Annotated in this window: 20 protein-coding genes, 1 tRNA gene and 1 pseudogene; 5 read left to right on the top strand and 17 right to left on the bottom strand. The window is 39.5% G+C overall.

Annotated features, from left to right (window positions below; all coding sequences use genetic code 11):
- Positions 1–20 precede the first annotated feature (20 nt).
- The 6 genes from VP97_RS00715 to VP97_RS00690 form a co-directional block, all read right to left on the bottom strand.
- Positions 21–971: a helix-turn-helix transcriptional regulator gene (locus VP97_RS00715; RefSeq protein WP_050179696.1), complete on the bottom strand. Its 951-nt coding sequence runs from the start codon at positions 969–971 to the stop codon at positions 21–23.
- 1084 nt (positions 972–2055) lie between these two features.
- Positions 2056–3882: an ATP-dependent helicase gene (locus VP97_RS00710; protein WP_050179695.1), complete on the bottom strand. Its 1827-nt coding sequence runs from the start codon at positions 3880–3882 to the stop codon at positions 2056–2058.
- On the bottom strand, positions 3863–5671 hold the full coding sequence (locus VP97_RS00705) for an ATP-dependent nuclease (protein ID WP_216594913.1): 1809 nt from the start codon (positions 5669–5671) through the stop codon (positions 3863–3865). Before VP97_RS00705 ends, VP97_RS00710 begins: the two co-directional genes overlap by 20 nt.
- Before the next feature lie 541 nt (positions 5672–6212).
- A complete protein-coding gene (locus VP97_RS00700; RefSeq protein WP_050179693.1) occupies positions 6213–6854 on the bottom strand; it encodes a hypothetical protein in 642 nt (213 codons plus the stop codon).
- Positions 6855–6907: 53 nt separating this feature from the next.
- Entirely contained in the window at positions 6908–7180 is a 273-nt protein-coding gene (locus VP97_RS00695; RefSeq protein WP_050179692.1) for a hypothetical protein, read from the bottom strand.
- A 229-nt stretch (positions 7181–7409) separates the two neighbouring features.
- Positions 7410–8530, bottom strand: a protein-coding gene (locus tag VP97_RS00690; RefSeq protein ID WP_156153372.1) for an IS3 family transposase whose coding sequence is annotated in 2 segments (ribosomal slippage) — positions 7410–8281 and positions 8281–8530 — 1122 coding nt in all. Because the reading frame shifts where the segments join, the coding sequence is not laid out codon by codon here.
- 90 nt (positions 8531–8620) lie between these two features.
- Here VP97_RS00690 and VP97_RS24835 point away from each other — a divergent pair.
- A pseudogene (locus VP97_RS24835) lies at positions 8621–9706 on the top strand (site-specific integrase); the annotation flags it as partial.
- A gap of 130 nt (positions 9707–9836) precedes the next feature.
- On the opposite strand, the gene VP97_RS00675 reads toward VP97_RS24835, so the two are convergent.
- The 4 genes from VP97_RS00675 to sstT form a co-directional block, all read right to left on the bottom strand.
- Positions 9837–9911: transfer RNA gene (locus VP97_RS00675), tRNA-Val, on the bottom strand.
- Positions 9912–10023: 112 nt separating this feature from the next.
- Complete coding sequence (locus VP97_RS00670; RefSeq protein WP_050179689.1) at positions 10024–10533, bottom strand: hypothetical protein; 510 nt, start codon at positions 10531–10533, stop codon at positions 10024–10026.
- Between the two features lie 611 nt (positions 10534–11144).
- A complete protein-coding gene (locus VP97_RS00660) occupies positions 11145–11657 on the bottom strand; it encodes an SH3 domain-containing protein (protein WP_156153371.1) in 513 nt (170 codons plus the stop codon).
- A gap of 420 nt (positions 11658–12077) precedes the next feature.
- A complete protein-coding gene (gene sstT, locus VP97_RS00655) occupies positions 12078–13316 on the bottom strand; it encodes a serine/threonine transporter SstT (RefSeq protein ID WP_050179686.1) in 1239 nt (412 codons plus the stop codon).
- A gap of 751 nt (positions 13317–14067) precedes the next feature.
- Between sstT and VP97_RS00650 the strand changes: the two genes are divergently transcribed.
- Entirely contained in the window at positions 14068–14955 is an 888-nt protein-coding gene (locus VP97_RS00650; RefSeq protein WP_050179685.1) for an SDR family oxidoreductase, read from the top strand.
- A 76-nt stretch (positions 14956–15031) separates the two neighbouring features.
- Here the strand turns inward: VP97_RS00650 and VP97_RS00645 are convergent, their stop codons facing one another.
- The gene (locus VP97_RS00645; RefSeq protein WP_050179684.1) at positions 15032–15577 is read right to left on the bottom strand and encodes a helix-turn-helix domain-containing protein; all 546 of its coding nucleotides are present in this window, start codon (positions 15575–15577) and stop codon (positions 15032–15034) included.
- A gap of 119 nt (positions 15578–15696) precedes the next feature.
- Between VP97_RS00645 and VP97_RS00640 the strand changes: the two genes are divergently transcribed.
- Complete coding sequence (locus VP97_RS00640) at positions 15697–16308, top strand: LysE family translocator (RefSeq protein ID WP_050179683.1); 612 nt, start codon at positions 15697–15699, stop codon at positions 16306–16308.
- A gap of 127 nt (positions 16309–16435) precedes the next feature.
- On the opposite strand, the gene VP97_RS00635 is transcribed toward VP97_RS00640, so the two are convergent.
- The 5 genes from VP97_RS00635 to VP97_RS00615 all read right to left on the bottom strand — a co-directional run bounded on the left by VP97_RS00635 (position 16436) and on the right by VP97_RS00615 (position 20066).
- Complete coding sequence (locus tag VP97_RS00635; protein WP_050179682.1) at positions 16436–16759, bottom strand: 2Fe-2S iron-sulfur cluster-binding protein; 324 nt, start codon at positions 16757–16759, stop codon at positions 16436–16438.
- 221 nt (positions 16760–16980) lie between these two features.
- Positions 16981–17424, bottom strand: coding sequence for a YfmQ family protein (locus VP97_RS00630; RefSeq protein ID WP_050179681.1), 444 nt, complete (start codon positions 17422–17424; stop codon positions 16981–16983).
- Between the two features lie 134 nt (positions 17425–17558).
- Positions 17559–19007 carry a MocR-like pyridoxine biosynthesis transcription factor PdxR gene (gene pdxR, locus VP97_RS00625; RefSeq protein ID WP_050179680.1) on the bottom strand — a complete coding sequence of 483 codons (1449 nt, stop codon included), beginning with the start codon at positions 19005–19007 and terminating at the stop codon, positions 17559–17561.
- 397 nt (positions 19008–19404) lie between these two features.
- The gene (locus tag VP97_RS00620; protein ID WP_050179679.1) at positions 19405–19716 is read right to left on the bottom strand and encodes a DMT family transporter; all 312 of its coding nucleotides are present in this window, start codon (positions 19714–19716) and stop codon (positions 19405–19407) included.
- Positions 19716–20066, bottom strand: coding sequence for a DMT family transporter (locus tag VP97_RS00615; RefSeq protein WP_050179678.1), 351 nt, complete (start codon positions 20064–20066; stop codon positions 19716–19718). The genes VP97_RS00620 and VP97_RS00615 overlap by 1 nt, the downstream gene beginning before the upstream one ends.
- Positions 20067–20100: 34 nt before the next feature.
- Here VP97_RS00615 and VP97_RS00610 point away from each other — a divergent pair, with 34 nt between their 5' ends.
- Both VP97_RS00610 and fabI read left to right on the top strand, forming a co-directional pair.
- Positions 20101–20949 (top strand): LysR family transcriptional regulator, encoded by an 849-nt coding sequence (locus VP97_RS00610; protein ID WP_050179677.1) that lies wholly within the window; start codon positions 20101–20103, stop codon positions 20947–20949.
- Positions 20950–21200: 251 nt separating this feature from the next.
- Positions 21201–21980, top strand: a complete 780-nt coding sequence (gene fabI, locus VP97_RS00605; protein WP_050179676.1) for an enoyl-ACP reductase FabI — start codon at positions 21201–21203, stop codon at positions 21978–21980.
- Between the two features lie 363 nt (positions 21981–22343).
- On the opposite strand, the gene VP97_RS00600 is transcribed toward fabI, so the two are convergent.
- Positions 22344–23192 (bottom strand): STAS domain-containing protein, encoded by an 849-nt coding sequence (locus tag VP97_RS00600; protein ID WP_050179675.1) that lies wholly within the window; start codon positions 23190–23192, stop codon positions 22344–22346.
- Between the last annotated feature and the right edge of the window lie 610 nt (positions 23193–23802).

Genomic DNA, 23802 nt, shown 5'->3' with positions numbered 1-23802 from the left:
GCCGGCCTTTATCCCCGTAACTATGTATTAAAAAGTACACTACTGGCACCTACTCTTTTAAATTCCTCCCTCATACTCTCAGGCCTAATCACCTCCACATTCTCCCCTTGACTCCGTAGCCACATCTTAATTCCAGTCCCAAACACTTCTGCCTCAAATATCACACTGCCTTTATCTTGATCCACAATTTTAGCGGTCGGAAGCCGGTCTAGTACGGCTTGAGGAGACGCACCAGTGAAGCGGAATCTGACGGTGATGAGTTCGCCGGCATGCATGAACTGGACGCGCTTGCGAAATTCTCCTTCTTCAAAGCGGTGTGGTGTCTTGAAGTGTTCATTTGTAACATTGCAGCTGGTGACGCGGTCAATCCGGTAAATCGTCGGGAAACTGAGCTCGCGTGTGGCCTGGTAGGCGAGCAGGTAAAAGTAATACTCGGAAAACAGGATCCCGACAGGCTTGAGTGTACGTTCATCTGCTTCTTGTTCATTCTCTTTCTGGTAGCGGATATTGATGACTTTTTTCGTATGTATCGCTCCGGACAGCTTCCAGATGAGCGGGAACAGTGGCTTTTTATGCTGTAGGTCTACATACAGGTGTTTTTCGTTCCTCATTAATTTTTTAATAAAATCCTGGTTGGCGGGCGGTGCAAGTGCGGTCAGCTTGTCGATCAAGCGATGCATGTCGGACTTTGGAAAAGCGCGCGATTCAATCAGGATCTTAACAATGGCGAGCACTTCTTCATTGTGCAAGTGGGTATTGCTGCCCTGCTGGAGCTTGTATCCGTTTTGCTCACGATCATAGTCCAAGTATTCATTCGGCACATCTTTTTCAAGAAAACGCCGGATGCTGTCAAAATCGCGCTGAATCGTTTTTTCCGTTACATTGAAACGAACGGCTTGCTCCGCTTTGTTCAGCACATACCCTTTTTGAAGGCGGCTGTATATCTGTAAAATGCGCTCTGTTTGGCTCATTTTCCTTCCTCGCTTGTCATACGCTGTAGGGATCAGCTTATTACTTATAGTGTAGACCTCCAGATGGACACATTGTGTACATCTGTAAAAAAATAATGATTTTTTTCTTAATTCTATAGTACCAAAAAGCGTTTGTCGAATAATGTCGAACCATGAAAGAATAGAAGATTTAATATGATTATTTGTAATATGAAGTGCAATGTGCAGAAATAAGAAAACGCCCATGACGCTTCGTGTAAGATGTAAATTCCTACATAGACATTCACGGAGGGCTGTCATGAGCAACCCAATTCTTAGAATATTTGGGCGGACACGCCTAAAAACACTAAAAGAATCTGGCTATTCCCTCCGAGATCTTATCAGAAGAATTGGCGTTCTGCTTCTACTGTTTCACACAAGTTGGCATGAAAAGCTCTCCAGGCGGAATGTACAATTCTGAAACCGCACAGCGCTAGTATAAACAGCAACTGCCGTGGAAAGTGGTACTCCACCGTACTGAAAATCATTGAAGAGAAGCTGGATCCGCATAAAAAAACACGCCTCCTCTCGGATAGCGTGCGACATTTACGTATTCTCTTACACCTTTACCCTGCGGACAAGTCATAGCTATGTCACCGCAAAATAAAAAGCACCAGAAACGTCGATTTAACAAGGTTCTGACGCGATGTATGATTCCTACTGGGCTCGAACCAGCGACACCTACCCTGTCAAAGCGAAACAAGCTATATAATTAATTTCAAATATGATAAGGTAGCACCTAACTTATCTAAAGAACATTAATATAGAGGGATTTGCCGAAATATCAAATAGTGCAGATTGTATCTAATAATTCGAATCGCACCATTGCGGCACCAAAAATGGTGTAACAAAGTCCCCTCTAAACGCTGATATGGCAAGCTTTTTCTATTGTAATTTTATCATCTAAAAAAGGCATTTATTCGGCAGCATAACGGATAATATTATCTAGCAGGTACACTTTATTTGAACGTCGTTAGTACATTTTCACCTCCTACATGTGTTGAGTAGTTTTTACAGATGACGGATTGTAATATTAAGTGCAACACCAAAAAGCAAAGTATTCGATTTACAAATTATTATCTACAAACTCTTTAAGTTCTAAGACAAAGTTAGATGGCCCATAATTTTGATACCTATCATAGTAATCATAATACCATCCCGAACATAATAAATGAATTTCATCTTTTGCTCTAGTTAGACCTACGTAAAATAATCTCCTTGACTCATTTATCTTATCTTCACGAGCATTCACCCAAGGTATCCTTCCATGCTCCAAACCAAACATAATGACATACTTAAACTCCAATCCCTTAGAACTATGTAATGTATATAAATTTAAATGACTTTTAGATCCTACTTGTCGAGATAAAGAGGATACTTTGAAGTCTTTTAGTTGTCCATTTTTTGCCGATTCCATTAATTTATCATATTCTTTCACTATATCTGGCTCTTCAGTAAAACAATCTAATAATTCGGAAACAATACTATTATTAAATTCATCAAGCCAATCACTTAGTTTAAGTTCAACATCTCTACTTCGAAATAAAAATTTGAATAGATTTAATTTCTTGCTTTCTAGTTTTGCTTCTGAAATATTTGAATTTGAAAAAAATGAACTGAAAGTACGCTCAATTTCAGAAAATTGGGGACTTCCCTTTAACCATCCTCCAGAACACCACATTGCACAGTTTTCTATCCACACAGTTAGCTGATTTTTATTGTAAGGAGCATTTCCATCCACTCGAATATATTGCAGACCTTCTTTTACTACTTTCTCAGCAATTCGATCCCCATCATTTTTATCAATATACAACACTCCAATATCCCCAAGCGCACTTGAAGGATCTAAAGTAAGAATTTTAGGGATTATTTCTTTGCAAATATAATCACATTGCGCATCTATACCGTCCCTAATACCATAAAACTTAATACTTCCTTCTTCATCTCTGCTTGAAACAAAATCTCTTTCTTCTGATAACGCAGCAATCGATGCCTTAACGATATTTCCCTTTGATCTGTAATTCTTTTTTAGTCTAATTTTTAATACACCTGATTGATGAGCAAGGTCATTTAATAAACTAGGTTGAGCCCCTGTAAACCCATATATTGATTGATCAGGATCCCCAACTGCTAAAAGACGAGTGTCATTTTCTATACAGAGAACTCTTATTATTCTATCCAACGATGCACCTAAATCTTGATACTCATCAACTGCTATAACAGGAAACTTAGCTTGAAGTAATCCTTGAATCCATTGATTTTCCTCAATCATCCACAACCCATTCAAAACCATATCATCATAATCAATTAACCCTTGATGTCTTAATGAATTTTCGTAATTAAGAATCCATTCTGCTATATCGCTGTCGTTAGTTTTCCATTCGGATGATTTCCTCTCTATAAACGTTCTTCTATAAACATTAAACGCTGTTGACCAGCTTGAAGTATACCGTTCATTCTTTCCAATAGTTAAGTTGAATGTTCGAAGCATTGTTTCCCTTACTTCCTTTGAAGTAGCAACTTTAATTTCTTTTGGTAAATTAGTGTTTGCTAAATGTCTGTATGGTCTAATCACATGATTTAAACAAAAAGAATGTACAGTATCAATAAAAACTGTAGATGATTCAATGATTCCTAAATTGTATAGCTTCTCTTTTAGTTCTCTAGCGCATTCTTTATTGTAAGTTAAACAAGCAACTCCTTGAGGTGCTTCTATATCTTCATTCAAGATTCTTGCTAACTTTAATGTGAGAATTTTGGACTTTCCACTACCTGGACCCGCAAGAACGACACAATTCCCTGTAGAATCATAAACTTTTAGTTGTTCTTCGTTGTTTGATAAATCTTTAGAAGCTTCTCTATAAAGTACCTTGTCAAACTCTAGCGATGACATAATCTAAGGCTCCCTTCACATACTCAGGAACAACTGATGAATTTGTAAGATTAGTCGATAATCTCTGAGAAAATCTTCCTTTACCAATACTTTCTATGTCGGAAAGATAGCTTTTTTCATCTCCTTTAATGCTACTTGCTAACTTCCAGCCTTGTGCTCTACTGGTTGCCTTACCATTTGTTGTCAATTCAATTAACGTTTCTGTAATTTCATCAGGCATTGTATCAAATAGATCGACCTCTAAAGTGTGGCTATTTGTAAAAATACCAAATTTTTTTCCATAGGTAATTAGATCTTTAGTTTCTAAATCTTTATATTCATGTTTTTTATCTATAAAATTTAGCAATTTTATTAAGCGATTATGAATTAGAGGTAGCGTATCTCTTGGATCGTAGTCGGTAAGAATTGCAAAAGGAATATTTAATCCTTCACTCCCCAAAAGCTTAATATATGGAAGAAAATTGGTGCCAGATACCGAGCACACAGTGATTCCATGTTTATCCAGATCAATTCCATGCAATTCTGACAGTGAAGGTAACAGAAATTCTTCAGCATCTCCTTCAACTAATATTACCCCTTTAGAAAAAAGAACTTCCCCTCTTGTGACATTAGTGTAGCGCTCCAAATCTTTCACATCTTTATCATCTAAAGAAATTTTTGCAGTAGAGACTATTTTTGTGGATTTATCTTCTCCATGCGTTCCTTTTAATAAAACGATAGATTTTAATGGAGCAACACTTACAATATGAGGTGAGTGCGTTGTTAAAATATTAGAAACACTATGAATTTGATGTTGCTCTTGAGAACCTTCGACTATCAACTTATCGTGATTCAACAAATATTTGTAAAGTAATCTTTGTAAATGAGGATGTAGATGTGCCTCTGGTTCTTCAATAGCTAAAAAAGTATGAGCACGTTCATTTTGATCTACATATTGTTCTAAAGAAAGAAGCTTGAGCACTAAATAAAGCAAATTGGAAGATCCTAAGCTGGCCTCATTAATTCCTCTATTTCCATCATCAATAAACATCTTTATTGCACGGTAAAGTTTTGAAGCATCAGCAGGAGAAAAACCTAGGCTGGTTTCTATCGAATGTCTATCTCCTACAATGTTTTCTAATTGAGTATTTATTCTTTCAGTTAATGATCCAATTTCGTCCAATTCTTTCAAAGAATCTGTTGAACGAGTAATTTCCTCAGCAACATTCTCTAGTTCTTGCTTATCTGTAGTTTCGATTGCTCTTTCAATTAAAGGCCTTAAAGGAGATTTTCTCCAATTTGATAGATCACTCTCGGTGTCTCTTAGCCCTGATAACACCTCAAGTGGTAGCCATTTCCTTTGTTCATAACTAAAAATATTTTCTGTTTCTGTTCCATAAACTTTAAAATTATAAACTTTATTTCCGTTTTCATCTTCTGGAAAAAATCTATACGTTAAGCCTGCAGTTAATGGCGAAGCTTTCACTAAAAAATCAGAAAGGACAGATTTTAATTTATCATCTTGTTCAAACTCAGTAAGTTCAATATCTATTCTTATTTCTTCGTCGTTTAATGGTCGAGTTAGACCATCCCAAAAGTCTGAAAGCTGTAATAAACGGCTTGATTCAGATAAAGTTGGATCTAAAACCAATCTTAGCGCATGTATGAAGTTAGACTTTCCAACTTTATTTTCCCCAACAATAACCATTTGTTTTCCTAATTCAACTTCTGTTTCTTTAAAATTTCTAAAATTACTTATTTTCACTTTGCTGATATACATAATAATGGTTCCTCCCATATGTTTTTCCAATGTAAAAATCTTCTTTATATTTAGTATATCGAGCATGAACTAATATATCTAGCGAATATATAATTGAGCTATCTGTAAGGAAAGCTGTAAAATTGAATCATCCACTTCTTTATCCCTGTTCAAAGGGAATAAAAAAAATCTACAGCGATTGATAAAAATATTAATCACAGTAGACTAGTTTTAGTAAATTACTATTAAAAGTTATTTTATTATCGGAAGATACATCTATACCTCCCCAAATTCTAAATATGTCTGAAGTAAAGATTATAGGCGAGGTGGTCAAAATTGGATTAGATATTTGATCGTTATTCTTTTTCCTATACAAAGAAAAAAGTAACCATCACCAAAGGTGATGGAATATTTCTATTTTATTTTCTTTCTTGGTTTATCTTTCATTTTCAATTTTAATACTTTATTTTTTATTTAATTTATAGAGAAGGATTTTCCTTATCATTTCTCAAAATTTTTTTTGAAATAAAAGAAATTCCCTTAGTTAAGCTAAAAAAATTTGCTTGGCTAAGGGATTTTTCATTAGTGATTCTCAATTATCCGGAATGGATATATGAATATTATTTTTGTCCTTTATTACCTCTTCGATATAACGGAAGTAATCATTTTGTACCGCTAAGACATTAGAGTAACTTATGTCAGATTTAAGCCTTTGAATATAAGCTGTATAGTCTTTGCTTTTAACTATCTCCCCTATTCTGTGCTGAACCCCTCTATCACAAATAGATTTAGGCATGTTCGATTGATACTCTTTTTGGGCAGAATGTGTTAGCTCTGACATTATTAAATAAGGGTTTAATGGCAAAGGCCTTACATAATAATAATATCTTTCATTGTATTCATACACTTCTAAGAAGTTCTTTTCCTGGAGTTTCTCTATATTTGCTCTAACGGTATCAACCCCTATGTCGAGCAGACTAGATAGTGCCTTTCTCGTTATCGTGCTCTCTGATTTAAAGCCCATGGACATATAAATCTCCTCAAGCACAAGTTTCTCAGTAGGCGAAACTCTTTTACATCTTCTAATCGCATGTGGAATCGTTGAATATCCCTTATTATACAGCCAATCAATTTCACGTTCAGCTGGATCTAGCCCTTGTGAGAAATCCACTAAATAAGCTGCTACAGGAAATTTCCCTTCTACTTCTTCATAATAACTAAGTACGTTTACCATAATATCTCCTCCATTAATAGTAGGGATTCAACTAAGAATCCCCTCATTCCTTATTAAAATAATTCTCTGTTTTTGGCTCTTCTAAGTATGGCTAGGTTCTCTTGCTTTGAACTTTTCCGCATATAGGTAACGCCATCACGCACAAAGCAAAGAAATTCATCAGAATACCCTATTGCCTCTCTTACAAAGGACTCAGGCTGCCCTGTTTCTTCACAAAATTCTTCCACTGTAAAGTATTCTTCTCTGTTAAACACGAAAGGCTTTTCCTCCTTTCTCTTTATTTCTTGCTTGCGCTTCGGCAAACCGTACAAATAATTCATTTTCATGGCTAATATGCCTCCTACTATTTTGTTAAAGGTTAATTTATAACCCTTACACCTAAGTAGTCGCATCTCATTCTCAAAAAGTTGCACTGAATTTTAATTTTTTATTTTTCCTTTTCTGTTAACTTTTTTTCAGTAAAAAATTAGTATCAATGCCGGAAGAAAATTAGAACTTTTAATTAAGACGTACAAACTTATTTTTCAGATGGAATTCTGGATTGTCAACAATAAATCAGACAACTTCTTTAAGGGATGATCGTTTATATTCAATTGGGCTTACGTAGCCTAGTGTTCCATGAATTCGCAGCTTATTAAACCAGTGAACATAATCACTGAATTCAAGCGTAAGGTGCTCCAGGCTATCAAATTTCATTTGGCTGATAAACTCTGTTTTGATGATTTTAAACGTGGCTTCCGCCACGGCATTATCATATGGACAGCCTTTCATGCTTAAAGAGCGCCCAATCTGGAAGACGGCTAATGTCTCGTCGATTAGCTGATTTTTAAACTCGCTGCCACGGTCGGTGTGGAACATCTGGATGTCTCGCAGATCACCTTGAATAGAAGAAAAAGCCCGTGCGACAAGGCTCGCATCTTTGTTGGGTCCTGTGCTGAAACCAATGATTTCGCGATTAAAGAGATCGACAAAGATACATACGTAGTGCCATTTATTTTTGACTTTGACGTATGTTAAATCACTGACGACTACTTTTTTCGCTTCTGTCTGCTGAAACTCGCGTTTCAATTCGTTTGCCTGAGTTGACTCATTACAGGGAGTTTTCTGCGGCTTGAATTGTGCCATTGTATAGGAAGAAACAAGCCCTTGTTCTTTCATGATACGGCCAATACGTCTCCTAGAAACCTTAAATCCACGCTTGTGCAGTTCGACTTTGATTTTGCGCGTGCCGTAGGCACTTCGGTTTTGTTCGAAAATCTCTATGACAGCGCCTGTTACATCGTCTTCTGATCGACGTTCTTTGGCCTCATAGTAGTACGTACTACGTGAGATTTGCAGGACGCTGCACATTGCTGATACCGAGTATTTGTCTTTATTTCGCTTAATGACATTTACTTTCGTCCCATGATCAGCGCGGCTTGCTTTAAAATATCGTTCTCCATTCTAAGCTGCTTTAGTTCTTTGCGGAGTTCCAAAAGCTCCTGCTGTTCAGGAGAACGATTGTCTTTCTCTTTAAAAGAACCGGAGGTTTCATCCTGGTTGATCCACCGGTCAAGAGAGGACGGAGTCAGATCATATTCATTAATAATAGCTCGTTTCGTTTTTCCATTCTGGTACAGCTGCACCATTTGCTTTTTGAACTCGGGCGTGAATGTGCGGCGTTCTCGCTTTGTCATAGTTAGAGCTCCTCATCTGTTTTAGGTCAAGTGTACGTGACCTTAATTTTTCTGTCCAGATAAGTGTAGACGCTCCAAGATGGGTCAAGTTGGTACTATACGACAGAGCTAGGCGTTGATCCTGTTACAGGAAAGCGCAAACGAAAGAAGCAGCGTGGCTTTAAAACAAAAAGGGATGCTGAAAAAGCTCTTGCTTTAGTAGAAGCTGATGTACTAAAGGGCACCTACTTTGAGCAATCTGCCATTTTGTTTAGGGATCATTTAGAGGACTGGTTTAAAACAAAGAAGCACAGCATCAATATCCAAACAGCAAAAACATATGACTCTTATATAAAGAATCGTATCGTTCCCAGGCTTGGATACGTCAAGCTGGCTCATCTAAGTCCGAAGCTTTTACAGGGATATGTAAATGATTTGATTGAGGATGGACTGGCCAGCAGCACGATTAAGAAAGCATACAATATAATCAAGTCTTCGTTGGATTATGCAGTTGATATGGAGTTAATCTCAAGCAATCCTGTGAAGAAGATACAGCTGCCGAAACCGAAAAAGGCGGAAATCACAGTATGGGAGTTAGATGATGTTCAAACTTTCTTGAAAGCCGCCTCTCCCCACCGCTGGTACGCTGCTTTTCATTTAGCCATTACAACGGGAATGAGGCGCGGGGAGATCTTAGGACTTCGCTGGAAGGATGTTGACCTAGAAAAGGGAATTCTGTATGTACGCCAGACCCTTAGTAAGGACGGGAAACAGTTTCTCACGGGCGCTAAGACCGCTTCAGGGGTAAGAAGTATCAAGCTTTCCAATGAGACTGTAGTGGTCTTAAAAAAGCATAGAGCAGCAATTGCAAAAGAGAAGTTAAAGACCGGCCCTTCATACCAGGATTACGATTTAGTCATTTGTACTGACTCGGGTACTCCTGTTAATCCGGAGAACTTGAAAAAGTCTTACAGCCGACTAATTCAGGCAGCGGGTGTTCCGAAGATCCGCTTTCACGATCTGCGTCACACTCATGCTACTATGCTTTTGTCGCAAGGTGTAAATGCGAAGGTGATTTCAGAAAGACTGGGTCACAGTAACATCAAAACGACTCTGGACATCTACTCGCATATACTTCCTAATATGCAGGAAGAGGCTGCAAATCAAATTGATGCCCTGTTCTCAAAATCAAAATAGACCGCTTCGGCACCAATATGGCACCAAACCAGTTTTTCAGTGATGAAAACAAAAAAAGATCACCTCCGAAGAAGTGATCTTTTCCGTTGAAACCCTTGTTCCATAAGGGTTTCCGTGGGTTTGGCACCCTATGATTCCTACTGGGTTCGAACCAGCGACCTCTACCCTGTCAAGGTAGCGCTCTCCCAGCTGAGTTAAGAGATCATGTTGATATACATCTAATTAATTGATATCAATGGATTGGTCACTTGATCGTAATCAATCCGCGCTATATCCTCAAAATAGAAGCCCTTCTCATTTGAGAAGGGCTTCTTGCTTTACTTTACTGCTTTATTTGCAAATGTTACGTTACTAATAGGATCATAGCTTTCAGAGTTAAATGCATTGAGTTTACCTGACACCGTTTCTGGCACCCCTACGTCACCTAATTCGCTAATATCAATTGTGACAAATCCTTTTGAGTTAGGTGCTACACTATCACTTGTTGTGTTGCCGGAAGTGCTAAATCCATTAATGGAGAAACTATCGTCTTGCACAGTCATTGCTATCGCTGTTTTGTTCTCTACTAGAAGTTTGGCATCCGTTCCATCCACTCCTGCAAAGCTAACTTTAACACTGTCGTCTTCAAACACTGGAGTAGGTGCTTTCTCAGCTGGTGCTGCTTCCTCTGGTTGTTCCTCTGTCTGTGCATCTGCTGTAGCGACTTCTTCCTCATTCTCTACAACTTCATTGACAGTTTCTGTTGAAGTATCCCCGCTTGGTGCTACCATGATCCCAAGGACAAATCCAATTAGTATTAGCCCCAATACTTTTAGTGTTTTTTTCATATTGCTTTCCCCCTGTTTTTCTATCTATGTATATAATACTATTGCATTTTACTTGTGATTTTCATAAAAGGAAACACCTAAAATATTTCCAGTACTTCTTGCTTTCATTCTTACACCTCCCCGGTATACTCGTTCGCTTACGCCCAGTATTTTAAAAGGTACTAGCTATTAAAGCTCCTGCAAAGTGAACTCCACAACTTCAAAGCGTTGGACATATAACGTCTAATTTTGCAGCAGACAATATAAAAGACGGGTTTGATTAATTTGTTTTAATAATAATGGTTTACATTAAGACGCTATATTCAACCAGCCGTTTCAACACTAAAAAAGCCCCAATAAGGGACTCTTCTCCGTTTAATTTTATTAGATATTAATTACTAACGGTTCAGTTTCCCTGACTGTTTCTTTACGAATTCACCTTGTTCTTGCAAAAATTCTTGGTGCCCAATCTTATATAACATCGTTTTCATGAACCCATCATCTTGTTCAATGGTTAATTTCTTGTCCTCATGACCAAATATATGACCAATGAAGCGGAGCGGATATAGGAGAACAAAATAAAAAAGAACCGCTTTGAAAGCAGTTCTTAATAACATAAACAGATTGCCTTTTTAATAAACAAGGTATTGTGATGATACATAAGCAACCTTGCCGTAGTAATCAACTTTTGCCCACCCGTTCGAGTACGTCCCATAAATATAAACGTCTTCATATTTCTGCAGTTGGCCGATCACTTTTCCTTTTGTGCCCGGAGTTGACCGTACGTTCAAGTTACTTGCGTTAGAATAACCCCAGTCCCGATAAGCATAAAAATAAACATCATTACCAGGCGAAGAGTTTGATCCCTGCTCGACCAGGTAGCTTGAAGCTACGTATCCAGCTTTCCCATTGTATTTGATTTTTGACCAGCCGCCCGGCTCCGTATTATAAACAAATACAACAGTTCCATTTTTAAGCGACCCTACTACTTTTGCCCTTGGGCTGGGTTTTTCCCGCACGTTTAATTTAGTTTCTACCTTTACTTTGTAGTGCTTGTTTACTGTTGCCGCCTCTGCCTGTATAGCAGGGGTTACCAGGCTCAAAAACAAAATAAAAACCAGGAAATATTTCATCAATCTAGCCATGTCCTCTCTCACACTCCTACTCCTTAATCGTTACTTTTCACTTACAAATTTACCATAAAATACATGGTGTGTAACTACTTATTTGAATAGATAACAAAAAATTCAAACAATTATCTGTATAATTGAGCCGTTTTCTCTCTAACCATTAAATACATATAAATGTATTAATACGTATAAAAAAACGGCCTTATGACAGTTCAAATCGGGTCTTTTCCTTATGCTTGCTGTTGAAGTTCTTTCGCAATAATAAGTATATGGATTTCCCATCCTGTATGTGCAGCAGTTATCATTTAGATGGAATGTTCACTGCTGATTAGGTATGTCTCTGACTGCCGGTTTTGCCAGCTCATGATTTTCTCTATAAAAAATGGCCCCTCCTACTGTAGAGTAACAGTAGGAGGGGCCGACAAATGGCAATTTTTATCCTATCTTACGGATATTGATTTGTTTTCCTTCTTTACGCCATTCTTTAAATTCAGCTGTTGCTGTGAAAAGAACGTCTGTAGACGAGTTAAGGGCCGTTTCAAATGAATCCTGTAAAACCCCGATGATAAACCCTACTCCAACGACTTGCATCGCAACATCAGCCGGGATACCAAATAAGCTGCATGCCAGCGGAATCAGTAGTAAAGATCCCCCCGCAACGCCTGAAGCACCACACGCGCATACCGCTGACAGCACGCTTAAGATAATAGCTGTCGGGATGTCCACCTGAATGCCAAGCGTGTGAACGGCTGCAAGTGTCAGTACAGAAATCGTAACAGCGGCACCGGCCATATTGATCGTTGCACCTAGTGGAATCGATACGGAATAACTGTCTTTATCCAGGCCCAATTTTTCACACAATCTCATATTCACTGGAATATTAGCAGCGGAGCTGCGTGTAAAGAACGCGGTAATTCCACTTTCCTTTAAGCACTTGAACACAAGCGGATAAGGATTTTGCCGGATCGCAGCAAACACAATGATTGGATTCACAATGAGCGCTACAAAAGCCATACAGCCAATCAGCACAGCAAGCAGTTTCCCGTAGCTGAGCAGTGACTCAAGTCCATTTGTTGTAATGGATTCAATTACGAGACCCATGATTCCCAGTGGAGCAAGCTTAATTACCCATGCAACCATTTTCGATACGGCATCTGAAAAATTTGAAATGAGCGTTTTTGTCGAGTCAGCCGCATTTCTTAGTGCCAAACCAAGCACGATCGCCCAAGCTAAAATTCCGATATAGTTCGCATTTACAAGTGCATTTACCGGATTATCGACAACGTTCAGCAGTAATGATTTCAACACTTCTGTTACACCGCTGGGAGGCGTTACTCCTTCAGCACCCTCTGCAAGCGATAAGCTTACAGGAAAAATAAAACTGGCAATAACAGCGATTAAACCGGCTAAAAACGTTCCCGAAAGATATAAAACAACAATTGATTTCATATTTGTTTTATGGCCGCTTTTATGCTGCGCGATAGCCGACATAACCAGGACAAGTACCAGCACCGGTGCAATGGCTTTTAAAGCACCGACAAATAACGTTCCTAAAATAGCAGCTGGCTTTGCTACTTCTGGAATTGCAACAGCCAGGATAATACCAATAACCAAACCGACAAGAATTTGTTTAACCAGGCTCACCTGATTCCATTTCTGCAGTATATTTCTCATATTTGTTCCCCCAATGGTCTACGATAAAATTATAAGATTGTCTCTATTAAGCTATTTCATTTTTATTCCACCTGACAAGGACAACTGTCTTCGTCATAAATAGTATTATAATATGTTTTCTGTATATTACAATACTATTTATATTATTAAAAAATGTTGTAATAATTAGAATATTTAAATAAAATCACCTCTAAAAAAATTATCTACCAAAAATTTTATTAGATGTTCTTTCTCGTCTTACCGTATTTATGGTTTCTTAATGTCGCAAACAGGTGTCCATCTCTACGAGACATAGTTTTATAATGATGAATGACAAAGAAAAGCCTTTCTTTTCTCGCTCAAAAAATGGCTTATTTTCTCAATAATCTCTTCTAAACAGCTCCTCATGAAACGACAGGTGTCCAAACATCCTTTCCTTCTCCGGGCAAACCTGTCAAGGAAAAACGAGCTCACGCAAAACAGCCTTCTAAGCGTGGCGGCACTTTGTTGCAGACTGGATAGTAGCCGGGTCAAAATTACTGGCAGTGCCATTTAACTTACCTTCAAACCCATATATAAAAATAAGGATTGTATATCCTCCAAAAACTCCTTTTAAACGTAACTTTATTAAAAAAAGCAAATAGATAAAAGAAAGTCGTATTCTAACCCCTATTTGCTAAATGAAGTTTACTATTTTTCACAAAGGCAATATAAACCAGTATAGACAACCACAGGTTGTACATGTGAAATCTTTTTAAAAGGAGTTTTTCAAATGCCAAAAAATCCATTAGAACAGTACTTTAACGGTAAATTCCCGGAACAATTTCAAGAGCCGCCCGGCCTGCAAAAAGAGATGAGCCCCCTTCCCGACTGCGGCGAAACCAGTTATAAAGGTTCTGGTAAATTAACGGGCAGAAAGGCGCTTGTTACAGGTGGCGATTCCGGCATTGGCCGTGCAGCTGCGATCGCTTACGCCCGCGAAGGTGCTGACGTGGCAATTAACTACCTGCCTGTTGAGCAGCCGGATGCGGAAGAAGTCAAAGAGCTGATTGAAAAAGAAGGCCGGAAAGCGATTTTGATCCCGGGTGATCTGCGAAACGAGGAATTTTGCCAGGACATGGTTGAAAAAGCCCACAGTGAGCTGGGCGGGTTAGATATACTGGCACTTGTAGCCGGTAAACAGCAGGCTGTAGAAGACATTATGGATCTGACAACTGACCAAATTAAAGCGACATTTGAAACAAATGTGTTTTCTTTGTACTGGACTGTAAAAGCGGCCATGCCTCACTTATCCGCAGGGGCATCGATTATTACCACAACGTCTGTTGAAGCTTTTACTCCGTCACCGATGCTGTTGGATTATGCAGCGACAAAAAGCACGATCATGAACTTCACAAAGGCCTTTGCCAAACAAGTAGCTTCAAAAGGCATACGGGTTAATTCGGTTGCACCAGGCCCTATCTGGACTCCTCTTCAAATTTCCGGAGGACAGCCAACTGCAAACATTCCCGATTTCGGTCAGGGTAATCCGCCTACACCGCTACAGCGTGCCGGACAGCCGGTAGAGCTGTCAGATGTATATGTGTTTTTAGCTTCTGATAGTGCCAGCTATGTGACAGGCCAGATTTACAGTGTAACCGGCGGTATGCCAACTGCTTAACAAGCTTTTCTTTTACAGTTTTTCTTCCGAACGATAGACAAAGCGGTGAATAAAGCCCGCTTTGTCTTTTTCTGTGTTAAAAAGCCGGAGGCGTAACTGAAAATAAAATGCTTACCTCGTGGCTGGTGGTATTGGACCACTTATGCTCCGTGTAAGCCGGGATTTTAACGCTGTCGCCTGTCTGCAGCTCATATTCGTCTCCTAACAGTGTTAAGCCAATCGGTCCTTCTACCACAAACGCCACTTCTTCCCCTTTATGGGAAAGCGGCTCTTTAGAAGAATGGCTGCCAGGTGATAAGCGCATAATCGCCGTAGCAAGCTGACTGGTAAAGTCCGGTGAAACCAATTCGTAATGAAGCCCGTCAATCAACATCTGCTTGCGGTCTTCCTTCTTCACAATAAGCTCTTTTGTATTAATCTCTTCCATGAGAAATGTAAAAACCGGCACATCCAATACTTTCGCCAGAGACTTCAGTGTTTGAATGGACGGATTGGCACTGCTCTTCTCAATCTGACTTAACATAGAGGGAGTAATCCCTGCTCGTTTCGCCAATTCCCTTAAAGAAAGATCCATATTTTTTCTTAATTCTTCTACTTTTTGACCAATGGAAAATTGATTCATTCTGCACCTCTTGTTTAATTAAAATTAACTTATTAATTTAAATTGTACAATACACTTTCATATGTTAAATTAAATTTAACATATTCAATAAGAACGAGCCATTCTTAAGGAGGGACCAAATGCTTGCTTTTATCATAATGACGCTATTTGTAGTAATGAGCCCGGGTGTTGATACTGCCCTGATTACAAAGCGTACAATGGCCGATGGACGAAAAGCCGGATTTCAAATGGCAGCGGGCATTACAGCCGGGTCTCTTGGACATACCATTGCATCGGCATTAGGCTTATCTGCTCTTTTAGTACAATCTGCTATCGCCTTTAACCTGATTAAATGGATCGGTGCTGTGTATTTGATTTATTTGGGGATCACTGCTTTTTTACCGAAGAAAAAAGGACCTGTAAATGAAAAGCAAGATCCTAATAAACAAAAATCCGCTTTCCGGGAAGGACTGCTTTCCAATCTGCTTAATCCAAAAGTGGCCGTTTTCTTTCTAACCTTTTTGCCTCAGTTTGTCACAAATCCAAATCATGCCATGCTTGACCTTTTCCTGATGGGCTGTACGTATGCCCTGCTGTCTATCGTCTGGTTTGTGGTGTATGTTTTCTGTCTTCACTTTATCCGCGAATGGCTGCTGTCTCCCACTGTACAAAACTGGATGGAAAGGGCAACAGGGGTTGTATTAGTCGGATTTGGTATCAAGCTTTTATTTACAAAAACAGAGGCTGGATAAGGATCAATAAAATTAAAAAAACCACTCGAAAAAAGTGGTTTTTTGCGCTGGAACCTTTGTGATAAAAACTGCAGAGATTCTTTGTATCATTCGTGCTGTTTCCCCCATAAGTGCATATTCAGCCCCCTTATTCAGCCGGTCTCGGACCCGGATCCATACCGGAGCTTTGCACAGTCATTACAGGGCGGATTGTCATATCCCCGTTCACTCGGACCTGGCAGGACAAGCGGATATTATCTTCTACCAGCCCTTTGTCGTCAAATGCTTTTCTTTCAATATTGGTTAAATCGTCAAAGTCACCTTCCAATATTTCTACACGGCAGGTTGTACATCGGGCTTTGCCTCCGCATCGGTGAAGAACGCCTATTCCATTATCTTCTAATGCCAGCACCAGCTTTTTCCCTGCATCTACTTTAAATGTATTTTCTCCTACTACCGTTATTTTCGGCATCATTTTACCCCTTTCTTTAACCAGCATGTTAATAGGAAACGAACAGCGCAGCTAAAAGTCTGCATTCCGTCTAACTTCTCACAGGCTCAGTATCTCCAATCAACGCTTCTCTTAAAAACAAAAAAACCTTTCAGCCGCTTTTTGGGTATATAATACCCGCATTCAGCTGAAAGGTGTTTTTTTCTCTTGCTTAAAAAGGTTCGTTGTGATACAGATCATGTTTAAATAAGGTCTGCAGTCATTGAACGTTTTTGAAGACTATCAGAACATACGCTGTAGGCGATTACTTTGTTATTATACTGCTTTACAACATCAACGTGGTCGTCGTAACGATAGACAAATAACCGTACGGCTTTGCGGCCTCTTTTCGTATCCACTACAAATGGAATCCCTCCATTTTCCGGATGCAAAAACAACGACTCATTTCCAGGAAAGATATAATATTTTTTTAGAACCGCTGCTTCATTGAACTCATGAATCACTTGCGCTTTTTCTTCACCTTCTAGGCGTACACCATCCAACGTAATGGTTGTTTTTTCTTCACTTAGTTTTGCATGCATTTCGTACTTGCGGATCAATCGTTCCACCGCGCCGGTTGGAAGGCATGTGACTAATATTTTAAACAGCCCAAAGAGTGCTGTTAGAATCAGAGCAGTCGTTGACATCTTCATCATCTCCATTTTTATTTTCAATATAAAGGTACCTTTTACTCCCTGTTTACTATCATACTAGATTTCTCGAAAAAAGAACCAGCCAATTTATCTCTTTTTAGGCCATCCAATTAAAAGAGCTGGCTTGTTTATGTTTGCGTCAAGGATTGAACTGCCTTTAGGGCTTCTGCAAACCGGACAATTCCCTTTCGGATGGCTTCAGGTTCTTCCCGCCCGAATGTCAACCGGACATAGCCAGTTTTTGAGCCCATAATGCTGCCCGGCACAAAAGCGACGCCTCTTTTCATAGACTCGTTTAACAGCTCGTATTCATTAACTTCTTCTTTTAATTTGCACCATAGGTGGATACCGCCCTGCGGCATGAAAAATTCAACCTGGTCTCCTAGAATCTTTGTCAGGGTTGATGTTATTTCATTTCTTTGTGCTTCTAATTTCCCTCTCAGCATGGCAATATGGTCGTGAAACTGCTCTGATTCTAGAAATTCCTTCGCCACCCACTGCGGAAAAATACTGTGGCCAAAATCAACCTGCTGTTTGGCATCAGCGAGCCGCTGAATAACCGTGCTCGGTCCAATTACCCAGCCGATCCGCAGCCCTGACGCGACAATTTTAGATAACGAGCTGACATATAGTACATTTCCATTTTCGTCCATTGATTTCAGTGTTGGATGCACTTCTCCATTAAAAGACGTTAAACTGTATGGATCATCTTCGATTACAGGAATACCAAATTCGGCCGACAACTCCAGCACTTTCCGACGTCTTGCCTGTGACATAGCCGTTCCACTCGGATTTTGGTGGTCTGGATTCAAAAAAACCATCCGGATCTTATGCTTTTTATGAAGATTCACCAAATCCTGAGGATTCATGCCCTGTTCATCGACAGGAAGGTGAAACGTTTTCAGCCCGGCAGACTGAAAAATCGGCAGCGAGTAACAATAAGAAGGATCCTCTATCGCAACAGCATCTCCCGGCTTCAGCAGGCACTGGATAATCAAATGGAGAGCCTGTTGGGCACCCGAGGTAATCAACACAGAGGCTGGATCCGCTTTAATTTTTTTGTGTTGCTCAACATGAGCACAGATGGCTTTCCTTAGAGATTCGTTTCCTTGCGGATGATCATAGCCCAGGTAACCAGTAAATGGCTTCTGGAAAAGAATCGCTTGAAATTCAGTATTCGGAAACAGCGCCTCGGTGAGCTCGCCGCTAGCCAGATTAATCAAATCGTTTTTGTATGTTTCTGTGCGAATACGCTGAACCATAGGAAGATTCGGTAAAAAAGAGCCGTCTTCTACATAGCGGCCCCAGTTCGGAACCCGCTTGTGGGCGATCCCCCAAATGTTTGTACTGACTCTTGTGCCGCTTCCCTTTTTTCGTTCAACCACGCCCAAAGACTGTAATTCTTCATAAGCCGCCACAACGGTACTTCTGTTCACTTGCAGCTCACTGGCCAAGGCGCGTTCGGAGGGTAGCAGGCTGTCAGCTGAAAACGTGCCTTCGGAAATTCCCTGCTCTATGTAATCTGCAATCTGCTTGTAGATCGGTTTTTTGTCCGTTCGGTCCGGTCTCCAGTCCATGTACATTCCTTCTTCCCTGATGTCCTTTTTCATCGTTTATATAAAAAGAGCCACAATCACAACCTTTTTATCACTAATGTTATTTTAAACCCTGAGCGATGTAATCATCCACTTTTATCCCTTTTCACCCTCCACTTTTGTGCTTTTGTATGTAAACAACAGGCTTATTTTACACAATTACCTTGACTGTTTAGCAAAAGAAAAAGTACCTTGTAAGATCCTTTAGCTGTCATTATTGAGCTGAACACCATCGTTGGTTAAAGAATATACGGAAAAACAAAGCCACAAAATGCTACAAACCAAGATGATCATCCATAAATAAAATCATCCAACTTACCTTCCATAATCCTTACACTAACCTGTTAGCTTTAGAAAAATTGTAAGTACAGTATTTATCTTATACCAGCTTCAGCAAAACAACACCAGCCAGGATTGATAAAATGGAAAAAAGCTTCCTTTTACTCCGCGATTCTCCAAATACGAAAATACCAAGTAATGCGGTACTTACAATCGTCAGCCCAGCCCAAACTGCAAAGACAACGCCTGTCTCTAAATACCGGGTAGATAATGACACAAAGTAAATGCAGATAATAAACAGTCCAAAAGCAGCGATTGACGGCTTGATCACTTTAAAACCATTTGACACCTTTACACATAACTGGCCTGAAACACCCAATAAAATGCTTAGGCCCAAGAATACATACCCCATTATAAACGTTCCCCTTCCAGCGGCGATTTTGTGTCAGGCTTCGTATTAATAGCCACGGCACCTGCGACAATTAAACCAATGCCAAGTAATTTAATCACGGATATACTTTCATGAAACAAGAGAATTCCCAGAAGAGTAACTAAAGCTGTTCCAGTTCCTGCAAAAACAGCATTCACGATTCCTACTTCACGATTTGCCGTAATGAAAATATAAATCGCAATAGATGAACAATAAAATAAAATGGCTAAAACCGTTGGTATAAAAACAGTAAATCCATCCGCGAGGTTAAGAAAAGTCACCCCAATGACTTCAAATAGGATGGAAAGGAGTAATAAGCTATAATAAGCCATAGATAAAAGCCCCATTTCAAGGAAGTGTATGTAGTTGAATAATCTTAGATCAATCGAATACTTTGTTGCGGTAGCAGAATACGGTACGCTGACCAAGGCAGCGCATCATCTTCACGTTACACAGCCTGCTTTAAGCAAACAAATAAAGTTATTTGAGAACGAACTTGGATATAAGCTGTTTGAACGCTCTCACCAAGGGATGAAGCTTACAGACAAAGGAAGAAACCTGTATGAGGATGTTTCTCCCCTGTTGCTTGCTTTGAAAAATAAAATGAAGGAACACAGTGTAATTAAAAACATCCGCTTCGGCGTCTCTCCTTTTCTGGCTACCTATTACCTTCCTGAGTTAGAAGCCGAACAGAAAATTAAAATAGATTTTACGGTCACACGGGAAGAATGCAGTGAATTTCTTCCTATGCTTGAATCAGGAAAAATCGATTCTGCTATTGTGCAGGATTATGCTTCTTACCCGGGCCTTTTTTCAAAGTTTATTTACGAAGAGGAGTTCCAGGCCGTAGTGCCTAAAGGGCATCCTTTAACCGAAAAAACATCTATACATATAAAAGACTGCCTGCGCTATCCGCAGGTTTTGCCGCCAGAAGACAGTCAGTTGTATCGTAATATTCAGTCATTCATAAAAGAAAAGAACATCGACCCAGTGAAAATTGTTTGTATGCGCTATCACACTATTACGGATTATGTAATGAAAGGATATGGGATCACCTACCTTCCTGCTCTTATGATTGAACATCTGTCTTACAAAAATCTGCAGTTTATTCGATTAGAAAACAAAGAGCTGATCAGAAAGCTATATCTTTTTGCAAATAGCCGCCACGTTTTTGATATAGTCTGGCAGCAGTTACAGGAGGAACATTCTTTGTAATTATTTTAGCGGCTTTGGGCCATCAGAAAAATTGACCAATCGATATAAAGGTATAACTTACAGTTATACCTTTATAGCCATTCTTTCTTGAAATTGGTTATTCGATAGAAAACTTCTAAATGCCCCTGCTCATTTGTTTAACTCAAAACCAGGGTAATTTTAAAAGATAAAAGACCATCTCTTGGCACTAGGTAATAACGGAAGATAATATGATATAATACAATGATCATGTTTGTATTTAGGAGGCAACTATGGACGATTTATTAAAATTAAAAGGGAAAACCATTGTCGTGATGGGAGTAGCAAATGAGCGAAGCATTGCCTGGGGAGTAGCAAAATCTCTTCACAAAGCAGGAGCGAATCTTATTTTTACATACCGGAAAGAACGTTCACTTCAAAAACTAGAAAAAGCTCTGGCTGCTACCAGCATAGAAGCAGAATTGATTGTTCCCTGTGACATCAATAGTGATGAAAGCATTCAAGAGGCCTTTTCCCGTATTGGAGAAAAAGCAGGCACTATTCATGGCGTTGTTCATTCTATCGCTTTTGCACATGCAGAAGACCTTAAAGGCGCGTTTATCGACACGTCCCGCGACGGTTTTGCCTTTGCGCAGGATACAAGTGCTTATTCCCTCATCGCGGTAGCGAAAGCAGCAAAACCTTTCATGACAGAAGGCGGTTCGATTATCGCGATGAGTTACCTTGGTGCTGAACGTGTAGTTCCAGGCTATAATGTAATGGGTATTGCTAAAGCGTCGCTTGAAGCTTCTGTCAGATATTTAGCGGAAGATTTAGGTGCAAGTGATATTCGTGTAAACGCCATTTCAGCAGGAGCTGTTCGTACCTTGGCCGCAAAAGGCATCCCATCTTTTAACGAGATCCTTCATCAAATCGAAGAAAAAGCACCACTTAGAAGAAATGTTACACAAGAAGAAGTGGGCGATATGACTTTAGCGATGCTTAGCCACCTTTCAAGAGGCGTCACAGGCGAGATTGTGTACGTAGACTCGGGCTATAACATTCTCGGTTAAATAATACATGAGGCCCTTTGCAGACACAGCGGGAAAGCTTATCTGTTAAAGCCTTTGCATGTCGTCTGGCTGCTTCTCATGCAGTTAAAATAAAACAAAATCCATAAAAAGTGTAACCAGCTGTTATACTTTTGTAGATGTCCGACTGTAGAAAAAATGGTTCTCAAATCTCTGATTTGAGGCCACTTTTTCTTTTTTATGCGTTTTGGAAGCCCTGCTCAAGCTGGCTGCACTGGTTTCCACGACCAGCTGGCCAGCTTTTTAAGATTCATGGCCGCAAAAGTAAGCATCGCTTGCGTGGAGAATGTGTATACCCTAAGAATAAAGTAAAAACAAGCCTGCCGGTAGAAAGCGGGCTTGTTTTCACTTCAATTCGAAGCCAATTTTCTGTAATGCTTTTTCCAAATCTTTTTCAAACACCATTTCTTCTAAATCTGCATTCATCTGAACGGCTTTCATAGCCAGATCAGGACGTAATCCGGTCACCGTGCATTTTACACCTACCAGCTTTAAAACGGTGGAGATTTTTAAAAGTGAGGCTACAACTGTATGATTTATATGCAAAATGCCGGACAAGTCCACAATAAGACACTCAAGCTCTAATTCACGACTTTTAAAAAGCGCTTTTTCGATAATGCTTTCTGCGCGCTGTTCATCGATATCACCTACAACGGGCAAAATCGCGATGCCTTTTGCGACTTTTACAACGGGTGCCGATATGCGAAATAACTGCTTGTTCGTGTAATCAAGCTCTAATACATAAGATAAGAGAGTAGACATCGTCTCAAACATCTTGATCTGTTTTTTTGTAAATGTTTGCTTTTCTGTATCAAGGCCGCAAATTGTTCCATAGTTTTTTCCGTCTTTATAATTAATCGGAATCGCAATAAACGTCCCGCCGCCAAGCTTCTCGGTAACATTCATGTTTTTTGTGTTTATATGCTGTTTTAAGTCTGGAATGACAAGAACCTGTTCGCCATGTTCTACACTTAAGCTGCAGTACGCTTCCGGAAGTGGGCGTTCATCCCCTTCATTCACAAGCTTTTCACTTTTGTTTAATACCTTTACCATACGGTTCGTTTTGCCGTCGTTACGGGCAATAAATAACGTGTTTACATGGATGAATTCCGCCATAATTTGAAGAACCCGGACCGCCGCTTCTTCAAAATCTTGAAAACGAATATCCAGGGATGGGTTTAATCTTTCTGTCATTTCAATATCCTCGATTCTATTAGATAACATCTTTCTTATGTATACTACTATGAAAACCAACCAACCCAAAAATTTTAATCTGCTTTTCAGGAATAAAAGTTAAGAGGGGATGCTGGAGGCAGTTTATTCGAACAAATATTATCTACCCTTTTTAAAGCAAGTTAAAACCTGTTGCAGTCTGCCTTTTAAAAGAAACAAGAGCCCAATGGCTGTTATTCCCCGATTGATAGACACGCGCAGCCCGTTTATGTATGTGTATTGACGCAAAAAAAGCGGCTGCCAATCGCAGTCCGCTTTCAAGAAATTTTGAGGGCACCACTTTTTTTATTAGTTTATGAATTTCTTATTGAATGTTCCGGTCACCTGCTCCTTTATATTGTTTTTAGCTTTTATTTTCTGCTTTCAGCCTTCTAGATATCTTTTTTTATCTATTTTCATGTTCGTGCACCTTATTAAGCACCGCCTTGGGCTAATTGCTTTTTGATTTTTAATTCATTCATTGACGAAATAAAAAAAGCACCGAATAAACACCACCTGTGCGTTTATTTAGTGCCCTTGAGATTTGTTTCTTCGGCTTTGTTTTTGATTGTTTTTTACGCACGCGAGATTT

The organism is Domibacillus robiginosus, assembly GCF_000966195.1.
In the GTDB taxonomy this organism is placed as follows: Bacteria; Bacillota; Bacilli; order Bacillales; family Domibacillaceae; genus Domibacillus; species Domibacillus robiginosus.
This window is presented reverse-complemented; position numbering and strand designations above follow the sequence as displayed.

What these genes read in the sequence shown, in the direction of transcription:
- VP97_RS00600 (WP_050179675.1), bottom strand. Translation starts at nt 23,192, where the DNA reads ATGACAGAAAGATTAAACCCATCCCTGGATATTCGTTTTCAAGATTTT.
- VP97_RS00645 (WP_050179684.1), bottom strand. Translation starts at nt 15,577, where the DNA reads ATGAATCAATTTTCCATTGGTCAAAAAGTAGAAGAATTAAGAAAAAAT.
- VP97_RS00640 (WP_050179683.1), top strand. Translation starts at nt 15,697, where the DNA reads ATGCTTGCTTTTATCATAATGACGCTATTTGTAGTAATGAGCCCGGGT.
- VP97_RS00660 (WP_156153371.1), bottom strand. Translation starts at nt 11,657, where the DNA reads ATGGCTAGATTGATGAAATATTTCCTGGTTTTTATTTTGTTTTTGAGC.
- VP97_RS00615 (WP_050179678.1), bottom strand. Translation starts at nt 20,066, where the DNA reads ATGGCTTATTATAGCTTATTACTCCTTTCCATCCTATTTGAAGTCATT.
- VP97_RS00695 (WP_050179692.1), bottom strand. Translation starts at nt 7,180, where the DNA reads ATGAAAATGAATTATTTGTACGGTTTGCCGAAGCGCAAGCAAGAAATA.
- VP97_RS00715 (WP_050179696.1), bottom strand. Translation starts at nt 971, where the DNA reads ATGAGCCAAACAGAGCGCATTTTACAGATATACAGCCGCCTTCAAAAA.
- VP97_RS00620 (WP_050179679.1), bottom strand. Translation starts at nt 19,716, where the DNA reads ATGGGGTATGTATTCTTGGGCCTAAGCATTTTATTGGGTGTTTCAGGC.
- VP97_RS00710 (WP_050179695.1), bottom strand. Translation starts at nt 3,882, where the DNA reads ATGTCATCGCTAGAGTTTGACAAGGTACTTTATAGAGAAGCTTCTAAA.
- VP97_RS00700 (WP_050179693.1), bottom strand. Translation starts at nt 6,854, where the DNA reads ATGGTAAACGTACTTAGTTATTATGAAGAAGTAGAAGGGAAATTTCCT.
- VP97_RS00630 (WP_050179681.1), bottom strand. Translation starts at nt 17,424, where the DNA reads ATGTCAACGACTGCTCTGATTCTAACAGCACTCTTTGGGCTGTTTAAA.
- VP97_RS00650 (WP_050179685.1), top strand. Translation starts at nt 14,068, where the DNA reads ATGCCAAAAAATCCATTAGAACAGTACTTTAACGGTAAATTCCCGGAA.
- VP97_RS00670 (WP_050179689.1), bottom strand. Translation starts at nt 10,533, where the DNA reads ATGAAAAAAACACTAAAAGTATTGGGGCTAATACTAATTGGATTTGTC.
- pdxR (WP_050179680.1), bottom strand. Translation starts at nt 19,007, where the DNA reads ATGGACTGGAGACCGGACCGAACGGACAAAAAACCGATCTACAAGCAG.
- VP97_RS00635 (WP_050179682.1), bottom strand. Translation starts at nt 16,759, where the DNA reads ATGCCGAAAATAACGGTAGTAGGAGAAAATACATTTAAAGTAGATGCA.
- sstT (WP_050179686.1), bottom strand. Translation starts at nt 13,316, where the DNA reads ATGAGAAATATACTGCAGAAATGGAATCAGGTGAGCCTGGTTAAACAA.
- fabI (WP_050179676.1), top strand. Translation starts at nt 21,201, where the DNA reads ATGGACGATTTATTAAAATTAAAAGGGAAAACCATTGTCGTGATGGGA.